Source organism: Lysinibacillus sp. FSL L8-0312 (assembly GCF_038003285.1).
Taxonomy (GTDB): Bacteria; Bacillota; Bacilli; order Bacillales_A; family Planococcaceae; genus Lysinibacillus; species Lysinibacillus fusiformis_D.
Genome location: NZ_JBBOOV010000001.1, coordinates 3,037,960 through 3,057,302 on the forward strand (window position 1 = coordinate 3,037,960; position 19,343 = coordinate 3,057,302).

A 19,343-nucleotide genomic window follows, 5' to 3' on the forward strand; every position below is an offset into this window, starting at 1 on the left:
ACTCTTTTACGCAGCTCGATAATCGCTTGCAAAGAATTGCCTCTTTGACAAAGGATTAGAAATAGAATGATTTATTAAAAGAAAAAGCCAGGCAGGGCGTTAAATCCTGCCCGGCTAATTTGAAAAATAAGTTTGACCTTATTCACCATTGTGAATTTGGGTTTCCATTATTCAAAAGACTCTACTGGCTCTTCTTCTGTATCTGGCTGTGGTGCAATGTTAAGTGCATCAGCTGGTTGAAGATCTTCTTCTTCGTCTAAATCGCGAAGCTCTACTTCTTCATCATTAACTGTTAACATCTTAACATCCATACCAAGAGATTGAAGTTCTTTAATCAATACTTTGAATGATTCAGGAACACCTGGCTCTGGTACACTTTCACCTTTAACGATGGCTTCATATGTTTTCACACGACCAACAACGTCATCGGATTTAACCGTTAAGATTTCTTGAAGTGTATATGCAGCACCGTATGCTTCAAGTGCCCATACCTCCATCTCACCAAAACGTTGTCCACCAAATTGCGCTTTACCACCAAGTGGTTGCTGCGTAACAAGTGAGTAAGGACCAGTTGAACGTGCGTGAAGTTTATCATCAACCATGTGAGCAAGTTTGATCATGTACATGATCCCAACAGATACACGGTTATCAAATGGTTCACCAGAACGTCCATCATACAGGATTGTTTTACCGTCACGGTTCATCCCTGCTTCTTCCATCGTTTCCCAAACGTCTTCTTCATTAGCACCATCAAATACTGGTGTTGCCATGTGGACGCCTAGGTAGCGAGAAGCCATACCTAAGTGTAACTCTAAAACTTGTCCGATATTCATACGAGAAGGTACACCAAGTGGATTTAACATGATATCAACAGGCGTGCCATCTGGCATGAATGGCATATCTTCTTCCGGTAAGATACGAGAGATAACCCCTTTGTTACCATGACGTCCGGCCATTTTGTCCCCAACGCGAATTTTACGTTTTTGAACAATATAAGCACGAACTAATTGGTTAACGCCTGGTGGTAATTCATCGCCATCTTCACGGTTAAATACTTTAACGTCAAGAATGATACCGCCAGCACCGTGTGGTACACGTAATGAAGTATCACGAACCTCACGAGCCTTTTCACCGAAGATTGCATGTAATAAACGCTCTTCCGCAGTTAATTCTGTAACCCCTTTAGGTGTTACTTTCCCTACCAGAATATCGCCATCACGTACTTCCGCACCAATACGGATAATACCACGTTCGTCTAGGTTACGAAGTGCATCTTCCCCAACGTTCGGAATATCGCGAGTGATTTCTTCAGGCCCAAGCTTTGTATCACGAGATTCTGATTCATATTCTTCAATATGAACAGATGTATAGACATCGTCTTTTACAAGGCGCTCGCTCATAATAACAGCATCCTCATAGTTAAAGCCGTTCCAAGTCATGAATGCAACAAGTACGTTACGTCCAAGAGCCAGTTCTCCTCTTTCCATTGATGGACCGTCTGCTAAAATATCACGAGGTTTCACACGCTCGCCAACTTTTACAAGTGGACGTTGGTTATATGAAGTACCTTGGTTTGAACGAATGAATTTTTGTAATTTATATTTTGTTAAATCGCCTTTAACCTCTTTGCCGTCTACAACTTCAATGCGACGAACATGGATAGAGCGAGCCTCTACGTGCTCAACAATACCATCGTATTTCGCTACAACAGCTGCACCTGAATCACGCGCATCAACATGTTCCATACCCGTACCAACGAATGGTGCTTCTGGGTTAAGAAGTGGAACTGCTTGACGTTGCATGTTGGCACCCATAAGTGCACGGTTAGAGTCATCGTTTTCTAAGAACGGGATACAGGCAGTCGCAGCAGAAACTACTTGTTTAGGAGATACGTCCATGTAGTCCATTTGAGCTTTATTGAATACTGTGTTATCCCCACGGAAACGACCTACTACTTCTTCATTAGTAAATGTACCATCTGGATTTAATAGCGAGTTTGCTTGTGCTACATAGTAGTTATCTTCTTCATCAGCTGTTAAATAATCAATTTGATCCGTTACTCGGCCTGTTTCGTGATCAATACGACGATAAGGCGTTTCGATGAATCCAAATTTATTGACTTTGGCAAATGAAGATAATGAGTTGATTAAACCAATGTTTGGACCCTCAGGTGTCTCGATTGGACACATACGACCGTAGTGAGAGTAGTGAACGTCACGCACTTCAAAACCAGCACGCTCACGTGTTAAACCACCAGGCCCTAATGCAGATAAACGACGTTTATGTGTTAACTCTGCTAGAGGGTTTGTTTGGTCCATGAATTGAGATAATTGAGAGCTACCGAAGAACTCTTTAATAGACGCAATTACAGGACGAATATTAATTAATTGTTGCGGTACGATTGCAGCTGTGTCGTTAATGGACATACGCTCACGTACTACACGTTCCATACGAGATAAACCGATACGGAATTGGTTTTGTAGTAACTCACCTACTGAACGTAGACGACGGTTACCTAAATGGTCAATATCATCTGTTGCGCCTACTTGGTAAAGTAAGTTGAAGAAATAGCTTACTGAAGATAAAACGTCAGCTGGTGTAATATTCTTCACTTCTTCATCAATGTACGCATTACTGATGATATTAATTTCTTTTTGTGCTTCATCTTTCGGTGCATAAATCTTAATAGATTGGATTGTTACATCGTCCTCAAGCACGCCACCAACTTGCGATAAAGTACGGTAACCAATACCTTTTGATGAATCTTCTAGGTAAGGTAGAATTTTATCTAAAGTACGACGGTCAAGCACTGTACCCTTTTCTACTAAAATTTCGCCTGTTTCAGGATCTACAAGCGTTTCAGCAATCGTTTGGTTAAATAAACGATTTTTAATATGAAGCTTTTTATTCATTTTGTAGCGACCAACATTCGCTAAATCATAACGTTTTGCATCGAAGAAACGAGAATACAATAAACTCTTCGCACTTTCTACTGTTGGAGGCTCACCTGGACGTAAACGTTCATAGATTTCTAAAAGTGCTTTTTCTGTACTTTCAGAGTTATCTTTTTCTAACGTATTACGTAAATACTCGTTATCACCGATAATATCGATAATTTCTTGGTCTGAACCGAAACCTAGTGCACGTAGTAACACTGTTACTGGTAGCTTACGAGTACGATCGATACGCACATAAACTACGTCTTTTGCATCAGTTTCATACTCTAACCATGCACCACGGTTTGGAATCACTGTTGCGCCGAAACCTTTTTTACCGTTTTTATCAGTTTTATCATGGAAATACACACTTGGTGAACGAACTAATTGTGAAACGATAACACGTTCAGCACCATTGATAATGAACGTACCTGTTTCTGTCATTAATGGGAAGTCACCCATGAAGACATCTTGTTCTTTCACTTCGTCTGTTTCTTTGTTGTAAAGACGTACTTTCACACGTAATGGAGCTGCGTAAGTAACATCTCGCTCTTTACATTCATCAACATCATACTTAGGCTCACCTAATGAATAATCGATGAATTCTAATGAAAGATTACCTGTAAAGTCCTCGATCGGCGAAATGTCACGGAACATTTCACGTAAACCTTCTTCAAGGAACCACTCGTAAGACGCCGTTTGAATCTCAATCAGATTTGGAAGCTCAAGCACCTCTTTAATACGCGCAAAGCTTCTACGCTGGCGGTGTTGTCCGTACTGAACTAGTTGACCTGTCAACTCATTCACCCCTCAATAAAGCGATATTAGGTCTTTGCAAAATCATACAAATAGTGTATGATTTCGAAAGACAAAAAGAAAACGAGTCTTCAAAAAGATCTCATTTTCGGTTAACTAAACTTATCTTGGCAAGTATACCCATATAAAAACATTTCTATACAAAAGGGCATACGACCTCAAAATAATATTTTTGCATTGTATCATATTATCATAGCCGATTTGTCAAGTCAATAAATTATACATATTTCATTTATTTTTTTGCGCGTACTATCCAGTACCCTTTTTTCTTCTCGACAATATCGACTTCTGAAAATTTTTCTTCTAGGTAACTTACTGTCGATGGTGCTCCTTGTTTCTTCTGGATGACTACCCAAAGCTCACCCGAAGGCACTAGTCGATCATAAGCTCCATCGTAAAAGCGGAAAATCGTTTCCTTCCCTGCACGAATTGGTGGATTCGTTAAGATAGCTGCAGCTTCTACATCTGTATCAACCATCGATAGGCCGTCACTCACAAATATTCGCACATTTTGAACACCGTTCACTTGCGCATTTTTCTGCGAAAGTGTAACTGCGCGTTCATTTATATCCATCATATAAACGGTACGGTCTGGATTCGCTTTGGCAATCGATAATCCTATCGGCCCATATCCACAACCTACATCCAATATCGCACCATTAATATTAGGCATTTTAAAAGCGTCTATTAAAACACGGGATCCAAAATCTACTTCGCTTTTACTAAATACACCTGCATCCGTTTCAAACGAAAACGAATGCCCTAGTAACTTGAATGTCCAGTGACGAGGTTTACTCTCAGTTTGAGGCTTACTTGTATAATAATGATCTGACATTTTCATGCCTCCTCAGAATGAAGAAAAAAGCTCGCCAAAATGACGAGCTTTCCTTTTGTTAAAAAGTAATACGAGATTACTTAACTTCTACAGATGCGCCAACTTCTTCAAGTTTAGCTTTGATTTCTTCAGCTTCATCTTTAGAAACGCCTTCTTTAAGAGCTTTAGGAGCGTTATCTACTACTTCTTTAGCTTCTTTAAGACCTAAACCAGTGATTTCACGAACCACTTTGATTACTTTGATTTTTTCTGCACCAGCAGATGCTAATACTACGTCAAATTCAGTTTTTTCTTCAGCTGCAGCAGCACCGCCAGCAACTACTGCTACAGGAGCAGCAGCTGTTACACCGAATTCTTCTTCGATTGCTTTTACTAAATCGTTTAATTCAAGAACTGTCATAGCTTTGATAGCTTCTAAGATTTGCTCTTTATTCATTATAATTTCCTCCTAATTGGATAATGTTTTATTTTTTTGCGATCAGGCCGCAGAAGTCTGAGTGCGTATTAAATTACGCGCCTTGTTCTTCTTTTTGTTCTGCAACAGCTTTTGTTGCAAGTGCGAAGTTACGCACTGGAGCTTGAAGTACAGATAAAAGCATAGAAAGTAGACCTTCGCGTGATGGAAGTTCTGCAAGTGCTTTAACATCTTCAACAGAAGAGATTGTACCTTCAATAATACCCGCTTTAATTTCTAAAGCTTCGTTTTTCTTAGCGAACTCGTTGATGATTTTAGCAGGCGCTACAACATCTTCATTTGAGAACGCAATTGCGTTAGGACCAACTAATACGTCGTTGATTCCTTCAAGACCAGCAGCCTCAGCAGCACGACGAGTTAAAGTATTTTTGTAAACTTTGAACTCAACGCCAGCTTCACGAAGTTGTTTACGAAGCTCAGTTACTTGTGCAACATTAAGACCACGGTAATCCACAACTACTACAGAAGCAGCGCCTTGGAATTTTTCAGTAATCTCTTGAACTTGTACTTGTTTGTTTTCGATTGCTTTGCTCATGATGACACCTCCTATTAGAATGGGTCATTTATACCGACAAAAGAAAAGCCTCTGGGTCAAATAGACGCAGAGGCTGAAAGTCATCATCTTTAAAATAAGAATCTGAATTCCGATGTCCTCGGTAGGATCATTAAGTGACAAGTCACCCCTACTGTCTACGGTACAAATGGATAATTCACAACAGCAACTATAATATCATGTATACTCACTGTCGTCAACACATATATATAAATTATTTTACTACTACGTTAGAAGCGTCAACTTTAATAGCTGGGCCCATTGTAGTTGTAACATTTACAGATTTCATGTAAGTACCTTTAGCTGCAGCAGGTTTTGCTTTTTGCACTACATCAAAAACAGCTAAGAAGTTTTCTACTAATTTTTCTGCTGAGAAAGAAACTTTACCGATAGGAGCGTGGATGATACCAGCTTTATCAGCACGGTATTCTACTTTACCAGCTTTGATTTCTTCGATCGCTTTTGTTACATCGAAAGTAACTGTACCAGTTTTAGGGTTTGGCATTAAACCTTTAGGTCCTAATACACGACCAAGTTTACCAACTTCGCCCATCATGTCAGGAGTTGCTACGATTACATCGAAATCAAACCAACCTTGTTGGATTTTTTGGATGTATTCTGCATCGCCTACATAGTCAGCACCAGCTGCTTCAGCTTCTTTAAGTTTCTCACCTTTTGCGAATACTAATACACGTTGAGTTTTACCAGTACCGTTTGGTAGCACTACTGCACCACGGATTTGTTGGTCGTTTTTACGAGTATCAATACCTAGACGGAAAGCAACTTCTACAGTAGCATCGAAGTTAACTGTGCTAGTTTTTTGAGCAAGTTCGATTGCTTCTTGTGCACTATATAGTGAGTTACGATCAATTAATTTTACTGCATCTTGCAGTTTTTTACCTTTTTTAGCCATTATATATTTCCTCCTTGATTGTGGTTATAGCGGATTTTACCTCCCACGAATAAAGGTTGCGTGTTCACAAAGAAACTTCGCAACCTTCCAAAAAACAAAACATCAAGTAAATGGGATTAGTCTTCGATAACAATACCCATGCTTCGTGCAGTACCTTCAACCATTAACATAGCAGCTTCCACTGAAGCAGCGTTAAGGTCTGGCATTTTAGTTTCAGCGATTTCGCGAACTTTATCACGCTTAACCGTTGCCACCTTTTTACGATTTGGTTCACCAGATCCTGATTGGATACCAGCTGCTACTTTAAGTAACACTGCTGCAGGTGGAGTTTTTGTAATGAAAGTGAAAGAACGGTCCTCGAATACTGAAATTTCAACTGGAATAATAAGACCAGCTTGATCAGCAGTACGCGCATTGAATTCTTTACAGAATCCCATGATGTTCACACCCGCTTGACCTAATGCAGGACCAACCGGTGGAGCTGGGTTAGCTTTACCAGCAGGGATTTGAAGTTTTACAACTTTAATAACTTTTTTAGCCACGAGACACACCTCCTTAAGTCCGTGATGTGGTAATTGGGTTGCCCCTCCCACTCAATATCTGTCTGTCAGCTAAGTGCCGATAACATTAAAATTATCAATACAGACGTCAACTAAAAGTATGACAGTCTGACCTATGAAATGATACCACTTTTAATTTTTTTAAGCAAGTAGTAATTAACAAAATCTGCGAAACATCTACCAATTGACATGTCATAGATCAATTACTGGAACTATAATTTTTGAATTTGTTCGAAATCTAGCTCCATAATTGTTTCGCGACCAAACATATCAACCGACACTTTTATTTTTCCTTTTTCCGTGTCAATTTCCTCAACACGCCCTTGGAAATGAGCAAACGGCCCTTCTAATACTTCAACAGCCTCACCAACAGTTATATCAACTTCTACAACCTTATCAGTCATACCCATTTGTTGTAGTAGACGATCTGCTTCCTCTGGTAGTAAAGGTGTTGGTTTTGCTCCTCCACCTGATGAGCCGATAAAGCCAGTAACGCCTGGCGTATTTCGTACTACATACCAAGAATCGTCTGTCATAATTAACTCAACTAACACATAACCAGGGAAAACTTTACGCATCATCGTGCGCTTTTTCCCATCTTTCATTTCTGTTTCCTCGTGCTCAGGAACAATTACACGGAAGATTTTATCTTGCATTCCCATTGTTTCTACACGTTTTTCTAGGTTTGCTTTTACACGGTTTTCATACCCTGAATACGTATGAACAACATACCAATTTTTCTCCATAACTACTAGGACTCCTCGTCCGTCCCTCCCTTACAAATAAAAGTGAAAATGAATCGCGATATGCTAAACGCATTCTTACTCTTTTCACAAACATCTCATTAGAAAAATATAGCTTTCGCTAATAGCCAGCGAAAGCCCGATGATATATACCGAAACTAGCATAGTCATCAATCACTACTATCATACTCTCCTAGTAGCATCCTTATCATCATGAGCGTATTTTACTGACCTTCACTTCACCATGTCATCAAACCAATAGATAAAGTTTTCTGCTGAATGAAGATAAAACAAACGAAAAAACCCGTTATTACAATGGACGGGCTATTTCAAAAATATGCTATTTACTAAATTATAAATCTAAGTACCAGCGGAATAATGATGAAACACCTAAGTCAACTAATACAAAAAATAAAGCCATAATGACAACAGTTGAAATTACAACGACTGTATATTTCGTTAGTTCTTTACTTTTTGGCCAGCTTGTTTTGCGCATTTCAGACATTACATCACTTAAAAAGCCTTTGATCTTGCCCATTCTAGCTTAACCTCCGAATCAATCATATCTGTCTATTTACATATCATTTTATAGCGTTTGTTTATGCATTGTATGTTCATTGCAATGCGAGCAAAATTTCTTTAATTCGAGACGTACAGTTGAACCTTCTTTAGCTGGGAACGTGTAATTTCTCGACCCGCATTTCTCGCAATTTAGCACGACTTTTTTTGCCATATACTCACCTTTTTCGGCACTTTGTCTTTTTAAGACTAACACCTATATTTGTCAATGTCAATAAAGGCCTATATGGACTAAGACATTTCCTCAAGGACCAAATGTCGCTCTAATTTACGCTTGACCCGCTGCAATGCATTATCAATCGATTTCACATGGCGATTTAATTTCTCAGAAATTTCATGATAAGACTGACCATCTAAATATAAAGCTAAAACTTGTAGTTCTAATTCACTTAAAATCTCACTCATTTTTTCTTCTAAATAGCCGAACTCTTCTCTATGAATCATCAATTCTTCTGGATCGTCCATAATAGCACCTGTTAGCACATCCATTAACGTTCGGTCTGACTCTTCATCAAATATAGGCTTGTCCAAAGAGATATAGGAGTTTAGTGGAATATGCTTTTGCCTAGTAGCTGTTTTAATCGCCGTGATGATCTGCCTTGTAATACACAGCTCTGCAAAAGCCCTAAAAGAAGCCAGTTTATCGCCTTTAAAATCACGAATCGCTTTATATAAACCGATCATACCCTCTTGCACGATGTCTTCCTTATCTGCTCCAATTAAGAAATAGGACCTTGCCTTTGCTCTTACTAACAAACGGTATTTCGTAATTAAGTAATCCAACGCATCTGTATTACCTTGATGCACCATTTCAATAAGTTCTTCATCATTGAATCGTTCAAAATCTTGTGTCACTTGTACAATGCTATTTTTAAACATGGTATCACCTCAGCCACAACAGATAATTAGGAACAGTATAACGGAATTGGAAAATATGCGTCAATCTATCATTTCAATCCTCGTCGCCATTTTTCAAAAGCAAGTGCAACATCTGGCTTTAATTCTATACGAGAAGGCGGCTTGCTTTCTTGTTTGCGCCTCACGTCATGTGAAATTTTATGTTGGATAATGCTTGTATCAATTTCTAGCTCTCTAGCCGATTTCCTTAGAGCACCATTACCAAAGATAACGCTTTGCTCTGCCATATCGGACGTTGCTACATGTATCTGTACATTTCTAGCCTTTAGTTCACGCGTCATTTTTTCTATTCGTTCATCTGCCGTTTCATTTTTACGGGTATAAATGACTTCTACACCATTTTCTATATAAGATTGCTCAACTCCTGGTACAAGATGTGCGTCAAAAACAATAATTACGCGCCAGTCCATAGCCGCTTTATATTCAGCCATAACTTCTATCAGCTTTCTGCGCGCATCCTCAAAATTTGTATCACGCAATGGCCGCAGCTCTTTCCAAGATCCAATCATATTATAGCCATCAACAAGCAAAATGTTTTTCATTGTTACTCATTCGCTTCTTGACGTTTACGATACACTTCATACATTAAAAGCGCTGCAGCAACTGATGCGTTTAATGATGTAACATGCCCAACCATTGGTAAGTGATATAAAAAATCGCATTTTTCTTTTAATAAACGACCCATTCCCTTGCCCTCACTGCCAATAATGATGGCTAACGGTAATGTGGCATCCATTTTTCGATAATCCACCGAGCCCTTCGCATCTGTACCAGCGATCCATACACCTCGTTCTTTTAGTTCATCAACCGTTTGAGCAAGATTGTTCACACGTACAACTGGAACATGTTCAATAGCACCTGTGGATGCTTTTGCCACTACAGCTGTTAAACTAACAGATCGACGCTTTGGAATAATAATACCATGTGCTCCGATAGCATCAGCCGTTCGCATAATAGACCCTAGATTATGAGGATCCTCTAGCTCGTCTAAAATTAGGAAAAAAGGATCTTCCTGTTTATTGGCTGCAGCTGCAAATAAATCCTCAAGTTCAGCATACTTATAAGCGGCAACAGATGCAACAATTCCTTGATGATTAGCACTCGATAATTGATCGACTTTCTTTTTTGGGACAAACTGAACTATTACACCACGTTCTCGGGCTAAATCTAGCAATTCATTCACACCAGATTTTTTGACACCTTCTGCAATCCATACTTTATTCATATCGCGGCCTGAACGAAGTGCTTCTAACACTGGGTTTTTACCGGCAATAATTTCACCATTCTGTTCTGCCATTATTTAGACACTCCCTTTGATTCCTCGATTATTTGAATAGCATATGCAATGATTTCATACACGCGTTCTAGTTCATTTAATAAATATAAACTACCAAGCACTGCCTCAAAGCCTGAGCTATTACGATAGGTTTGGACATCTGTATTTTTTGGTACAGAGCCGGATTTGGCATTGCGTCCACGACGGAACACAGCCAATTCCTCCTCTGTTAAATAATTTTCATCCATCATGCGATGAACGATCATAGATTGCGCTTTTGCTGAAACATAACGAGTTGCCTCTCGATGCAGCGTATTCGGCTTAACACGGCCAGAACGTAGCAAATGCTCACGTATTTTTTGTTCTAATACGGCATCCCCCATATAGGCTAATGCCAGCGCATTTAATTGCCTAACATCTTCATTGCGAAGTTTATCCAACTTTATTACCCTCGTTTCCATCTAGTTCCTTGTCGTGTATCTTCTAAAATGATACCCTGGGCTTGCAAATGGTCACGGATCTCATCAGAACGAGCAAAATTACGGTTTTTACGTGCCTCTACGCGCTCTTGTAGCAATGCTTCAATTTCTTCGTCTAATAGCTCTTCTTCTTTTACAAATTCAATACCTAAGACGTCGCCTACTACTTCAAAAGTTTCCATAAATGTTTCTAAAACTTTTTTGCAAGTATTTGCTTCATTTAAGTAAATATTAGCAATACGTGCTACCTCGAATAATACTGAAATAGCGTTTGCAGTATTAAAGTCATCATCCATTGCCTCTTCAAACTGTGCTTTTTGTTCAGCAATTTTGCTCAGCCATTCTTCCGAGTGATCACCTAAGCTTGCTGTAGTTGTAAGACGATGCTTCACATTATTGTAAGCTGTACGAATGCGTTCTAAGCCCGTTGCAGCAGCTTCTACTAAATCTTTAGCAAAGTTAATTGGGTGACGATAATGAACCGATAGCATAAAGAAACGTAGTATCTGTGGATCAATTTGTTTACGAATATCATTAACAAGAATGAAATTGCCAAGAGATTTAGACATCTTTTCATTATCGATATTAATATACCCGTTATGCATCCAATAACGTGCAAATGTTTTATCGTTATGTGCTTCTGATTGAGCAATTTCATTTTCATGGTGAGGGAAAGTTAAATCTTGCCCACCAGCATGAATATCAATAGTATCTCCTAAATGCTCACGAGCCATTACAGAACATTCAATATGCCAGCCTGGACGACCATCTCCCCATGGACTTTCCCAGAAGATCTCACCCGGCTTCGCAGCTTTCCATAAAGCAAAATCTAATGCATCATCTTTTTTCTCGCCTGCTTCAATACGAGCACCGATTTTTAAATCGTCTACTGATTGATGCGATAATTTACCATAGCCATCAAACTTACGTGTGCGATAATACACATCCCCAGCAGATTCATAAGCATAGCCTTTATCAATTAATACTTGAATAAATTGAATGATATCGTCCATATGCTCTGTTACACGTGGATGAACATCCGCTTTTTTGCACCCTAGTGCTGTAACATCCTCGAAGTACGCAGCAATAAAGCGCTCTGTTAATTCATGCACTTCTTCGCCTAACGCATTTGCTGCCTTAATGATTTTATCGTCTACATCCGTAAAATTGGATACGAATTTTACATCATAGCCTTTATATTGAAAATAACGGCGAACTGTATCATACACAATGACAGGACGTGAATTTCCAATATGGATATAGTTATAAACAGTCGGACCGCAGACATACATTTTAACTTTTCCTTCTTCTAGCGGTACGAAGGTTTCCTTTTGTCTTGTTAATGAGTTAAATATTTGAATACTCATTGTGTTTCTCTCTCCTTTTGTAAGCGTTCGATTTCCTGCTGCAATTCAGTGATTTGCTTCTCGAAAACTTGACAACGTTCTTCCACAGGATCAGGTATATTTTGATGATCTAGTTTTTTCTCTAGACGAACTCCATCCTTAATTACTATTTTACCAGGAATACCGACAACTGTAGCGTTTGGCGGTACTTCTTTTAAAACAACTGATCCCGCACCAATTTTACTATTCTCACCAATTGTGATAGAACCTAACACTTTCGCGCCCGTTGCAACAAGCACATTGTCCTCTAACGTAGGGTGTCGTTTTCCTTTTTCTTTCCCTGTACCACCTAATGTTACACCTTGATACAAAGTAACATTATTACCAATTTCACATGTTTCACCAATGACAACACCCATACCATGGTCTATAAAGAAACGACGACCAATTTTTGCACCTGGGTGAATTTCAATCCCCGTAAAGAAACGGCTAATTTGCGAAATGGCACGAGCTATAAAATAAAAACGTCTTTTAAAGAACCAATGCGCCACTCGATGCGCCCATGTCGCATGCAAACCAGAATAGGTTAACACCACTTCAAATACACTACGCGCTGCTGGATCATTCTCAAAAATTGTTTCCACATCTTCCTTCATTCTTTTAAACACAAAAACTCCCCCTTTTCATGTTGGTCTTGCTCAAATCCTTTGAAATCCTACACACTAAAACGATAGCAATTGCCAATTTCCTTCAGATTCCCTGCGTAGATGATGTGGTATTGACGCCTCCTTGTAAATTAATGAAGCCTGCATCATTGCCTTTTTCTAAAAAATAAAAAGCGCCCCTATCATCCCCAAAAGGGAATGACAGAGACGCTTAAAATGCGTGGTTCCACTCTGTTTGAAGGCAAAGATGCCTTCCACTCTGGACGTTCTTTAACGGGAACGACTCGATAAAGCCTACTATAGTTCAGCTCTATGCTCAAAGGTGCATTTCAGTTTTGCCTGGGCTCAGACCACTTTCAGCCGGTGATGGTCCTCTCTTAAGAGCATGCGCCACTTACTTCTCCTTATCAACGCTTTTTCAATGTAAATACATTTTACAACGAAAGAATGGATTGTCAATAAATTTCTCTTTATTGGGCAAATTTTTCTACGCGGTCAATTGTTTTCTCTTTACCAATTAAACAAATCGCATTTGGTAACTCTGGTCCATGCGTTTCACCTGTTGTTACAACACGAATTGGCATAAATAGATTTTTACCTTTATGACCTGTTGCTTTTTGCACAGCTTTAATAGCAGCTTTTACTGCATCTGGTGTAAATTCTTCTAATTGCTCAAGCTCTGCTTTAAATGCTGCCATTACTTCAGGCACTTGCTCTCCCGCTAAAACCTCTTTTGCTTCTTCATCATATTCAATATGGTCGTTAAAGAATAGGCTAGATAACTCCACAATCTCTGCCCCAAAGCTCATTTGATCGTGATAAAGTGCGATTAAATCCGTCGCCCATGCATATTGCTCTGCCGTAAGTTCTTCAGGTAATAGCTCTGCTTTTTGCAAGTGTGGTAAAGACAATGCTACGACTTCCTCTAAAGATAGTTTTTTAATATATTGATTATTCATCCATGTCAGCTTTTGCTTATCGAACATAGATGGTGATTTAGAAAGACGTTTTTCATCAAAGATTTTAATAAACTCTTCTTTAGAGAAGATCTCTTCTTCCCCTTCTGGAGACCATCCAAGTAGCGCAAAGAAGTTGAACATTGCTTCAGGAAGATATCCTAAATCTTTATATTGCGTGATAAATTGAATAATTGATTCATCACGTTTAGATAGCTTTTTACGATTTTCATTAATAATTAATGTCATATGACCGAAGCGTGGATATTCCCAGCCAAATGCATCAAAAATCATCATTTGCTTTGGCGTATTCGATAAATGCTCTTCTCCACGGAAAACATGCGAGATTTCCATAAAGTGATCGTCTAGCACAACCGCATAGTTATATGTTGGAATACCATTTGCTTTTACAAGTACCCAATCACCAATGTCTTTAGATTCAAATGTAACTGGTCCACGAACTAAATCTTCAAACTCATAAGTTACATTTTCAGGAACACGCATACGGATTGTATATGGCTCGCCCGCTGCTTCTTTAGCTGCGACTTCCTCTGCTGATAAGTGACGACATGTCCCATCATAAGTAGGGGCCGCTACACCCCTTGCTTTTTGTTCTTCACGTGATGCTTCAAGCTTTTCTGATGAGCAGAAACATTTGTAAGCGACACCTTGTTCTAATAATTTCTCAGCGTGCTCTTTATAAATATCAAGACGTTCCATTTGACGATAAGGCGCATAAGGTCCACCAATATCAATGGACTCATCATATTCAATACCTAACCATTTTAGGTTATCTAGCTGAGATGCTTCTCCGCCCTCTACATTACGCTCAATATCCGTATCTTCAATACGTACAATGAATTTACCGTTATGATGTTTTGCATATAAATAATTGAATAATGCTGTACGCGCTCCACCTATATGTAAAAAACCTGTTGGAGATGGCGCGTATCGAACGCGAACTTCTTTCGTCATATTAAAAGCCTCCTAAATTTTCGATCAAAAAATTGACTTTGTTCATTTTACCACTCTGTTACAGGAAATAAAAGCGGAGTTAATCCGCATTTATTTCTTCATCAATAGAATTGTGGCCATAGCCGCTATACCTTCCTCACGACCTGTAAAACCTAAACGTTCAGTTGTCGTTGCCTTTACATTGACTTGAGACGGCTCTGCATGGAGCAATTCAGCGATGCGATTTTGCATCTGTCCAATATAAGGCGCCATCTTGGGGCGCTGTGCCATAATTGTACAATCTACATTCCCTAGCACATAGCCTTTGTCCTCAACAATTTTCCAAATATACGCTAATAGTTTTGCTGAATCAGCGTCTTTAAAGGCTGGGTCCGTATCTGGAAAATGACGACCGATATCTCCTTCTCCAATTGCCCCTAGAGCTGCATCCGTAACCGTGTGTAAAAGAACATCTGCATCAGAATGCCCTACTAGCCCTTTTTCATGTGGAATCGTAATACCACCAATAATTAATGGACGACCTTCTTCAAATGCATGTACATCAAAACCTTGTCCAATTCGAAACATATGATAGAGAGACTACTTTAGCAAAACATGTGGATCAAAACAGCTCCTTGCCTGCTGTAATCGCAGTCTCATTCACCTTCTTTCACTTTTATATTTACTCACTATTATACCCTCACATTTTAACATATTTCCTAGGAAATTGAGCTGATAGCAAATAGTGAGCATTTTCCCTCACTTACATCTCAGCATAAGCCTGCGTCTGGCTCTATAAACATTGGCTAAATCAAGATAAAATCCCATTAGCAACAATTGCCAATGAGATTTTTAGATTACTATTCGTTTATTTGCAATGCTCGTTTACGTAAAATAGCTTCACCAAATATTAAATCTTCCTGTGTCGTCATTTTGACATTTTCATAGCTACTTTCTACAATATGCACTGCATGACCTAAGCGTTCAACTAGCATAGCTTCATCTGTACCAAGAAAGCCCACCTTCTCAGCAACATCCTCTGCCTCCACAATTAAATCAAATTGGAAGGCTTGTGGCGTTTGAATCATCCATAAGCTATCACGATCAACTGTTTCTTCGATAATACCATTACGAACCTTTTTCATTGTATCCTTCGCTCGAACCCCTGCAATAGCTGCCCCAAACTCATGAGCACTTTGTACAAGGCTAGCGATAATACCATGTGTAATAAAAGGCCGAGCTGCATCGTGGACAAGCACAATATCTACCTGCTGCATCTCTTTCATACATGAATGGACTGAATGCTGTCGCTCAGCACCGCCATCAGGTAAGCCCTTCACTTTTGTAATCTCAAATTGCTCTAGCAATTCTTGAATATAAGTACGTTCTTCTGGTTTTACAGCCAGCCAAATACCAGTGCAAAAAGGATCTTGTTGAAACACTTCTAGCGTGTGGATCAGAATAGGCTTCTCTAAAAGTTTTAAAAACAATTTATTTTGTCCCGCACCCATGCGTTTTCCGCTTCCTGCCGCAGGTAGTACTACTTCATATTGCATTTTTCCACATCCTAATCGTCCTTCGGCTTGGCAAATATCATTCGACCCGCTGATGTTTGCAGCACACTCGTTACTGTCACAGTAATGGCCTGTCCGATATAGCTACGGCCACCTTCAACAACAATCATTGTTCCATCATCTAAATAGGCAACCCCTTGATTATGCTCTTTACCATCCTTGATGACCACAACCTGCATATCTTCACCTGGGATTACAACAGGCTTCACCGCATTCGCTAAATCATTAATATTTAATACTTTCACATGATGGAGCTCACAGACTTTATTCAAGTTAAAATCATTTGTGACAATCTGTGTGTCATTCCCCATTTTCTTTGCAAGACGTACAAGCTTTAAATCCACCTCTTGTACATCCTCAAAATCTTCATCCGTAATTTCCACTTTGGTCTTACGTTCATCTTGTAATTTTCTTAAAATATCTAATCCACGACGTCCTCTTGTACGTTTTAACGTATCGGAAGAATCGGCAATATGCTGCAGCTCTGTAAGGACAAATTGAGGTACGACTAAGACTCCTTCTATGAAGCCAGTTCCAGAAATATCAGCAATACGACCATCAATAATAACGCTCGTATCTAACAGCTTATAACTCCCACGTATTTCTTGAATTTCAGCACCTTCAGCAGCCTTTTTCTTTGTATTATTACTACGTAAAGTAAAAAGCTGTATTAATTCATCTCTTTTTCTAAAACCTAAACGGAACCCTAAATAACCTAATACAAATGACAGAATAATAGGGAGTACTTCTGTAATTACAGGGAATTGCACACTATCGATGGCGAAGCCTAAAAAATAAGCTACAATCAGTCCCATGATTAAACCAAGCGTACCAAAAAATAAATCACCGATAGGCACCTTAAACAGGACCTCTTCCATCCAGCTAATGAGCTTCACAAAATAATCGGAAAATGCAAAAGACAGTGTAAATAGTAAAAGCGCGCCTAATGCTACTGATACGTAAGGATTATCTAGCCAAGGATTAGATGATAAATGAAGCAATTCGTATAATGGCGGTAAGAAAACAAGGCCCAATGCTCCTCCAATCAGTAAAAAGGCAATTTGAACAAATTTTTTCACAAGCTGTCACCTCCTATTGTTAGTTAAGATTATACATAGTTTACTGTAGAAAATCCTTCATGAGCTCATCAAATTATCATTATTTTTGATGTTCATTCACAGGGACAAATCATTTAGACATCATTCTTTCCAACCTCTATCTTACTGTGTTTTCGATGACACTCTTGCATGACTTTATCCTGCTATTATCTAGGACGCCTATCCCCTTACTTGAGTTTCCGATTTTAACGTTAAAAAATGACGGAAAATGCATGTCAGAATGGTATCCAACATGCACAATTTCCCTTTACAACTCTCTAAAGCATGCATTTAATGCATCTTTGATCGTTTCTACTCCAACTATTTCTATTCCCTGTGGAAAATCCCAACCGCCAATATTGGAGGCAGGTATGAAAGCTCTTTTAAACCCAAGCTTTGCCGCTTCAATAACACGCTGTTCAATCCGCGATACTCGACGTACCTCACCTGTCAGCCCTACTTCACCAATAAAGCAGTCCGTTGCTCGCACAGCTTGATCTTTAAAGCTTGAGACAATACTTGTCAACACCGCTAAATCAATTGCTGGCTCATCCAATTTGACACCACCAGCAACTTTAATATATGCGTCCTGAGCTTGTAGCATGAGGCCCATCCGTTTTTCTAGCACTGCCATTAGCAATTGCACTCGGTTTTGATCGACACCAGTTGCCATACGTTTAGGGTAATTAAAGCTTGTAGGTGTTACTAAAGATTGAATTTCAACAAGGATGGGTCTTGTCCCCTCCATGGATGCAACAATAGTGGATCCCGCTGCTCCTTGTGACCGCTCCTGCAAAAATAATTCAGAAGGATTCAGCACTTCCTTTAATCCCCCTTGAAGCATTTCAAATATCGCAATTTCATTGGTAGAGCCGAAGCGGTTTTTTTGGCTGCGTAGAATACGATGATTATGATGTCTTTCTCCTTCAAAATATAACACTGTATCAACCATATGCTCTAAAATACGAGGTCCGGCAATTTGCCCCTCTTTTGTTACATGCCCGACCAAGAAAATAGCAATGCCTTTTGTCTTGGCGATTCGCATCAGTTCTGCCGTACATTCACGAACTTGCGATACACTACCTGGTGCACTTGTTACTTCTGGATGAAAGACGGTTTGTATGGAATCGACAATGACAAATTTCGGTTGTACTTCATCAATGGTTTGGTTTAAAAATTCGAGATTCGTCTCGGAATATATGTAAAGCTCTTGAGAAACCACTCCTAGACGCTCTGCTCGTAATTTTGTTTGACGAATGGACTCCTCTCCAGAAATATAAAGCACACGATGCCCTTTATTCGAAAGTAATGCTGAAACTTGTAGTAATAGTGTAGATTTCCCAATCCCCGGATCTCCCCCGATTAATACGAGCGAACCGGGTACAATACCACCACCCAATACGCGATTCAGTTCGCCCATTTCCGTCGCTACACGGGATTCTTCAGTCGCTTCGACCTGAATAATTGGGAGAGCCTTTTGGGTAACTGTAGCAGAATGCTGGAATGCTCCTCGTGGTCCCTTTGCGACCATCTCAACTTCTTCCACCATCTTATTCCATTCTCCACACCCTGGACATCTTCCCATCCATTTTGCAGTTTCATAGCCACAGCCTGAACATACAAACTTTGTTTTTTTCTTTGCCAAATTGCTTTCACCTCGAATATTTG

20 protein-coding genes and 2 other annotated features are annotated in these 19,343 nt (G+C 39.4%); all 20 genes read right to left on the reverse strand.

The genetic code is table 11. The features are described from left to right. Nucleotides 1-167 precede the first annotated feature (167 nt). The 20 genes from rpoB to radA all read right to left on the reverse strand — a co-directional run bounded on the left by rpoB (nt 168) and on the right by radA (nt 19,320). On the reverse strand, nt 168-3,743 hold the full coding sequence (gene rpoB, locus MHI22_RS15405; protein ID WP_170829859.1) for a DNA-directed RNA polymerase subunit beta: 3,576 nt from the start codon (nt 3,741-3,743) through the stop codon (nt 168-170). Nucleotides 3,744-3,984: 241 nt separating this feature from the next. Next, nucleotides 3,985-4,587 carry a class I SAM-dependent methyltransferase gene (locus tag MHI22_RS15410; RefSeq protein WP_058845123.1) on the reverse strand — a complete coding sequence of 201 codons (603 nt, stop codon included), beginning with the start codon at nt 4,585-4,587 and terminating at the stop codon, nt 3,985-3,987. A gap of 76 nt (nt 4,588-4,663) precedes the next feature. Next, nucleotides 4,664-5,023, reverse strand: coding sequence for a 50S ribosomal protein L7/L12 (gene rplL / locus MHI22_RS15415; protein ID WP_004233598.1), 360 nt, complete (start codon nt 5,021-5,023; stop codon nt 4,664-4,666). A gap of 73 nt (nt 5,024-5,096) precedes the next feature. Further along, nucleotides 5,097-5,597 carry a 50S ribosomal protein L10 gene (rplJ, locus tag MHI22_RS15420; RefSeq protein ID WP_004233596.1) on the reverse strand — a complete coding sequence of 167 codons (501 nt, stop codon included), beginning with the start codon at nt 5,595-5,597 and terminating at the stop codon, nt 5,097-5,099. A 32-nt stretch (nt 5,598-5,629) separates the two neighbouring features. Then, nucleotides 5,630-5,776, reverse strand: a sequence feature (ribosomal protein L10 leader region). Between the two features lie 53 nt (nt 5,777-5,829). After that, a complete protein-coding gene (gene rplA, locus MHI22_RS15425) occupies nt 5,830-6,528 on the reverse strand; it encodes a 50S ribosomal protein L1 (RefSeq protein ID WP_036123728.1) in 699 nt (232 codons plus the stop codon). Nucleotides 6,529-6,644: 116 nt separating this feature from the next. Continuing rightward, a complete protein-coding gene (rplK, locus tag MHI22_RS15430) occupies nt 6,645-7,070 on the reverse strand; it encodes a 50S ribosomal protein L11 (protein ID WP_004233593.1) in 426 nt (141 codons plus the stop codon). Between the two features lie 230 nt (nt 7,071-7,300). Then, nucleotides 7,301-7,834 carry a transcription termination/antitermination protein NusG gene (nusG, locus tag MHI22_RS15435; RefSeq protein WP_036123731.1) on the reverse strand — a complete coding sequence of 178 codons (534 nt, stop codon included), beginning with the start codon at nt 7,832-7,834 and terminating at the stop codon, nt 7,301-7,303. A gap of 349 nt (nt 7,835-8,183) precedes the next feature. Beyond that, nucleotides 8,184-8,369 (reverse strand): preprotein translocase subunit SecE, encoded by a 186-nt coding sequence (gene secE / locus MHI22_RS15440; protein ID WP_036123733.1) that lies wholly within the window; start codon nt 8,367-8,369, stop codon nt 8,184-8,186. Between the two features lie 48 nt (nt 8,370-8,417). Continuing rightward, a complete protein-coding gene (gene rpmG / locus MHI22_RS15445; RefSeq protein WP_004233588.1) occupies nt 8,418-8,564 on the reverse strand; it encodes a 50S ribosomal protein L33 in 147 nt (48 codons plus the stop codon). A 77-nt stretch (nt 8,565-8,641) separates the two neighbouring features. Further along, the gene (gene sigH / locus MHI22_RS15450) at nt 8,642-9,289 is read right to left on the reverse strand and encodes an RNA polymerase sporulation sigma factor SigH (RefSeq protein ID WP_036123738.1); all 648 of its coding nucleotides are present in this window, start codon (nt 9,287-9,289) and stop codon (nt 8,642-8,644) included. Nucleotides 9,290-9,357: 68 nt separating this feature from the next. Continuing rightward, nucleotides 9,358-9,870 carry an NYN domain-containing protein gene (locus MHI22_RS15455; RefSeq protein WP_036123742.1) on the reverse strand — a complete coding sequence of 171 codons (513 nt, stop codon included), beginning with the start codon at nt 9,868-9,870 and terminating at the stop codon, nt 9,358-9,360. Between the two features lie 2 nt (nt 9,871-9,872). Then, nucleotides 9,873-10,625, reverse strand: a complete 753-nt coding sequence (gene rlmB, locus MHI22_RS15460; protein WP_036123745.1) for a 23S rRNA (guanosine(2251)-2'-O)-methyltransferase RlmB — start codon at nt 10,623-10,625, stop codon at nt 9,873-9,875. Next, complete coding sequence (locus tag MHI22_RS15465; protein WP_340812361.1) at nt 10,625-11,044, reverse strand: Mini-ribonuclease 3; 420 nt, start codon at nt 11,042-11,044, stop codon at nt 10,625-10,627. The genes rlmB and MHI22_RS15465 overlap by 1 nt, the downstream gene beginning before the upstream one ends. A 5-nt stretch (nt 11,045-11,049) precedes the next feature. Then, nucleotides 11,050-12,450, reverse strand: a complete 1,401-nt coding sequence (gene cysS, locus MHI22_RS15470; protein ID WP_340812362.1) for a cysteine--tRNA ligase — start codon at nt 12,448-12,450, stop codon at nt 11,050-11,052. After that, nucleotides 12,447-13,097, reverse strand: coding sequence for a serine O-acetyltransferase EpsC (gene epsC, locus MHI22_RS15475; RefSeq protein ID WP_036123753.1), 651 nt, complete (start codon nt 13,095-13,097; stop codon nt 12,447-12,449). The genes cysS and epsC overlap by 4 nt, the downstream gene beginning before the upstream one ends. A gap of 197 nt (nt 13,098-13,294) precedes the next feature. Continuing rightward, nucleotides 13,295-13,514: a binding site (T-box leader), on the reverse strand. Between the two features lie 50 nt (nt 13,515-13,564). Then, complete coding sequence (gltX, locus tag MHI22_RS15480) at nt 13,565-15,025, reverse strand: glutamate--tRNA ligase (RefSeq protein WP_340812363.1); 1,461 nt, start codon at nt 15,023-15,025, stop codon at nt 13,565-13,567. 90 nt (nt 15,026-15,115) lie between these two features. Further along, the gene (ispF, locus tag MHI22_RS15485) at nt 15,116-15,592 is read right to left on the reverse strand and encodes a 2-C-methyl-D-erythritol 2,4-cyclodiphosphate synthase (protein WP_089933398.1); all 477 of its coding nucleotides are present in this window, start codon (nt 15,590-15,592) and stop codon (nt 15,116-15,118) included. A 272-nt stretch (nt 15,593-15,864) separates the two neighbouring features. Continuing rightward, the gene (ispD, locus tag MHI22_RS15490) at nt 15,865-16,560 is read right to left on the reverse strand and encodes a 2-C-methyl-D-erythritol 4-phosphate cytidylyltransferase (RefSeq protein ID WP_271911893.1); all 696 of its coding nucleotides are present in this window, start codon (nt 16,558-16,560) and stop codon (nt 15,865-15,867) included. A gap of 11 nt (nt 16,561-16,571) precedes the next feature. Continuing rightward, on the reverse strand, nt 16,572-17,657 hold the full coding sequence (locus tag MHI22_RS15495) for a PIN/TRAM domain-containing protein (protein WP_036123784.1): 1,086 nt from the start codon (nt 17,655-17,657) through the stop codon (nt 16,572-16,574). Between the two features lie 286 nt (nt 17,658-17,943). After that, nucleotides 17,944-19,320, reverse strand: a complete 1,377-nt coding sequence (gene radA, locus MHI22_RS15500) for a DNA repair protein RadA (protein WP_036123854.1) — start codon at nt 19,318-19,320, stop codon at nt 17,944-17,946. Nucleotides 19,321-19,343: the final 23 nt, after the last annotated feature.

What these genes read in the sequence shown, in the direction of transcription:
- MHI22_RS15455 (WP_036123742.1), bottom strand. Translation starts at nt 9,870, where the DNA reads ATGAAAAACATTTTGCTTGTTGATGGCTATAATATGATTGGATCTTGG.
- rplA (WP_036123728.1), bottom strand. Translation starts at nt 6,528, where the DNA reads ATGGCTAAAAAAGGTAAAAAACTGCAAGATGCAGTAAAATTAATTGAT.
- MHI22_RS15410 (WP_058845123.1), bottom strand. Translation starts at nt 4,587, where the DNA reads ATGTCAGATCATTATTATACAAGTAAGCCTCAAACTGAGAGTAAACCT.
- ispD (WP_271911893.1), bottom strand. Translation starts at nt 16,560, where the DNA reads ATGCAATATGAAGTAGTACTACCTGCGGCAGGAAGCGGAAAACGCATG.
- cysS (WP_340812362.1), bottom strand. Translation starts at nt 12,450, where the DNA reads ATGAGTATTCAAATATTTAACTCATTAACAAGACAAAAGGAAACCTTC.
- rplJ (WP_004233596.1), bottom strand. Translation starts at nt 5,597, where the DNA reads ATGAGCAAAGCAATCGAAAACAAACAAGTACAAGTTCAAGAGATTACT.
- gltX (WP_340812363.1), bottom strand. Translation starts at nt 15,025, where the DNA reads ATGACGAAAGAAGTTCGCGTTCGATACGCGCCATCTCCAACAGGTTTT.
- sigH (WP_036123738.1), bottom strand. Translation starts at nt 9,289, where the DNA reads ATGTTTAAAAATAGCATTGTACAAGTGACACAAGATTTTGAACGATTC.
- ispF (WP_089933398.1), bottom strand. Translation starts at nt 15,592, where the DNA reads ATGTTTCGAATTGGACAAGGTTTTGATGTACATGCATTTGAAGAAGGT.
- nusG (WP_036123731.1), bottom strand. Translation starts at nt 7,834, where the DNA reads ATGGAGAAAAATTGGTATGTTGTTCATACGTATTCAGGGTATGAAAAC.
- rlmB (WP_036123745.1), bottom strand. Translation starts at nt 10,625, where the DNA reads ATGGCAGAACAGAATGGTGAAATTATTGCCGGTAAAAACCCAGTGTTA.
- rpmG (WP_004233588.1), bottom strand. Translation starts at nt 8,564, where the DNA reads ATGGCAAAAAAAGTCGTGCTAAATTGCGAGAAATGCGGGTCGAGAAAT.
- secE (WP_036123733.1), bottom strand. Translation starts at nt 8,369, where the DNA reads ATGGGCAAGATCAAAGGCTTTTTAAGTGATGTAATGTCTGAAATGCGC.
- rplL (WP_004233598.1), bottom strand. Translation starts at nt 5,023, where the DNA reads ATGAATAAAGAGCAAATCTTAGAAGCTATCAAAGCTATGACAGTTCTT.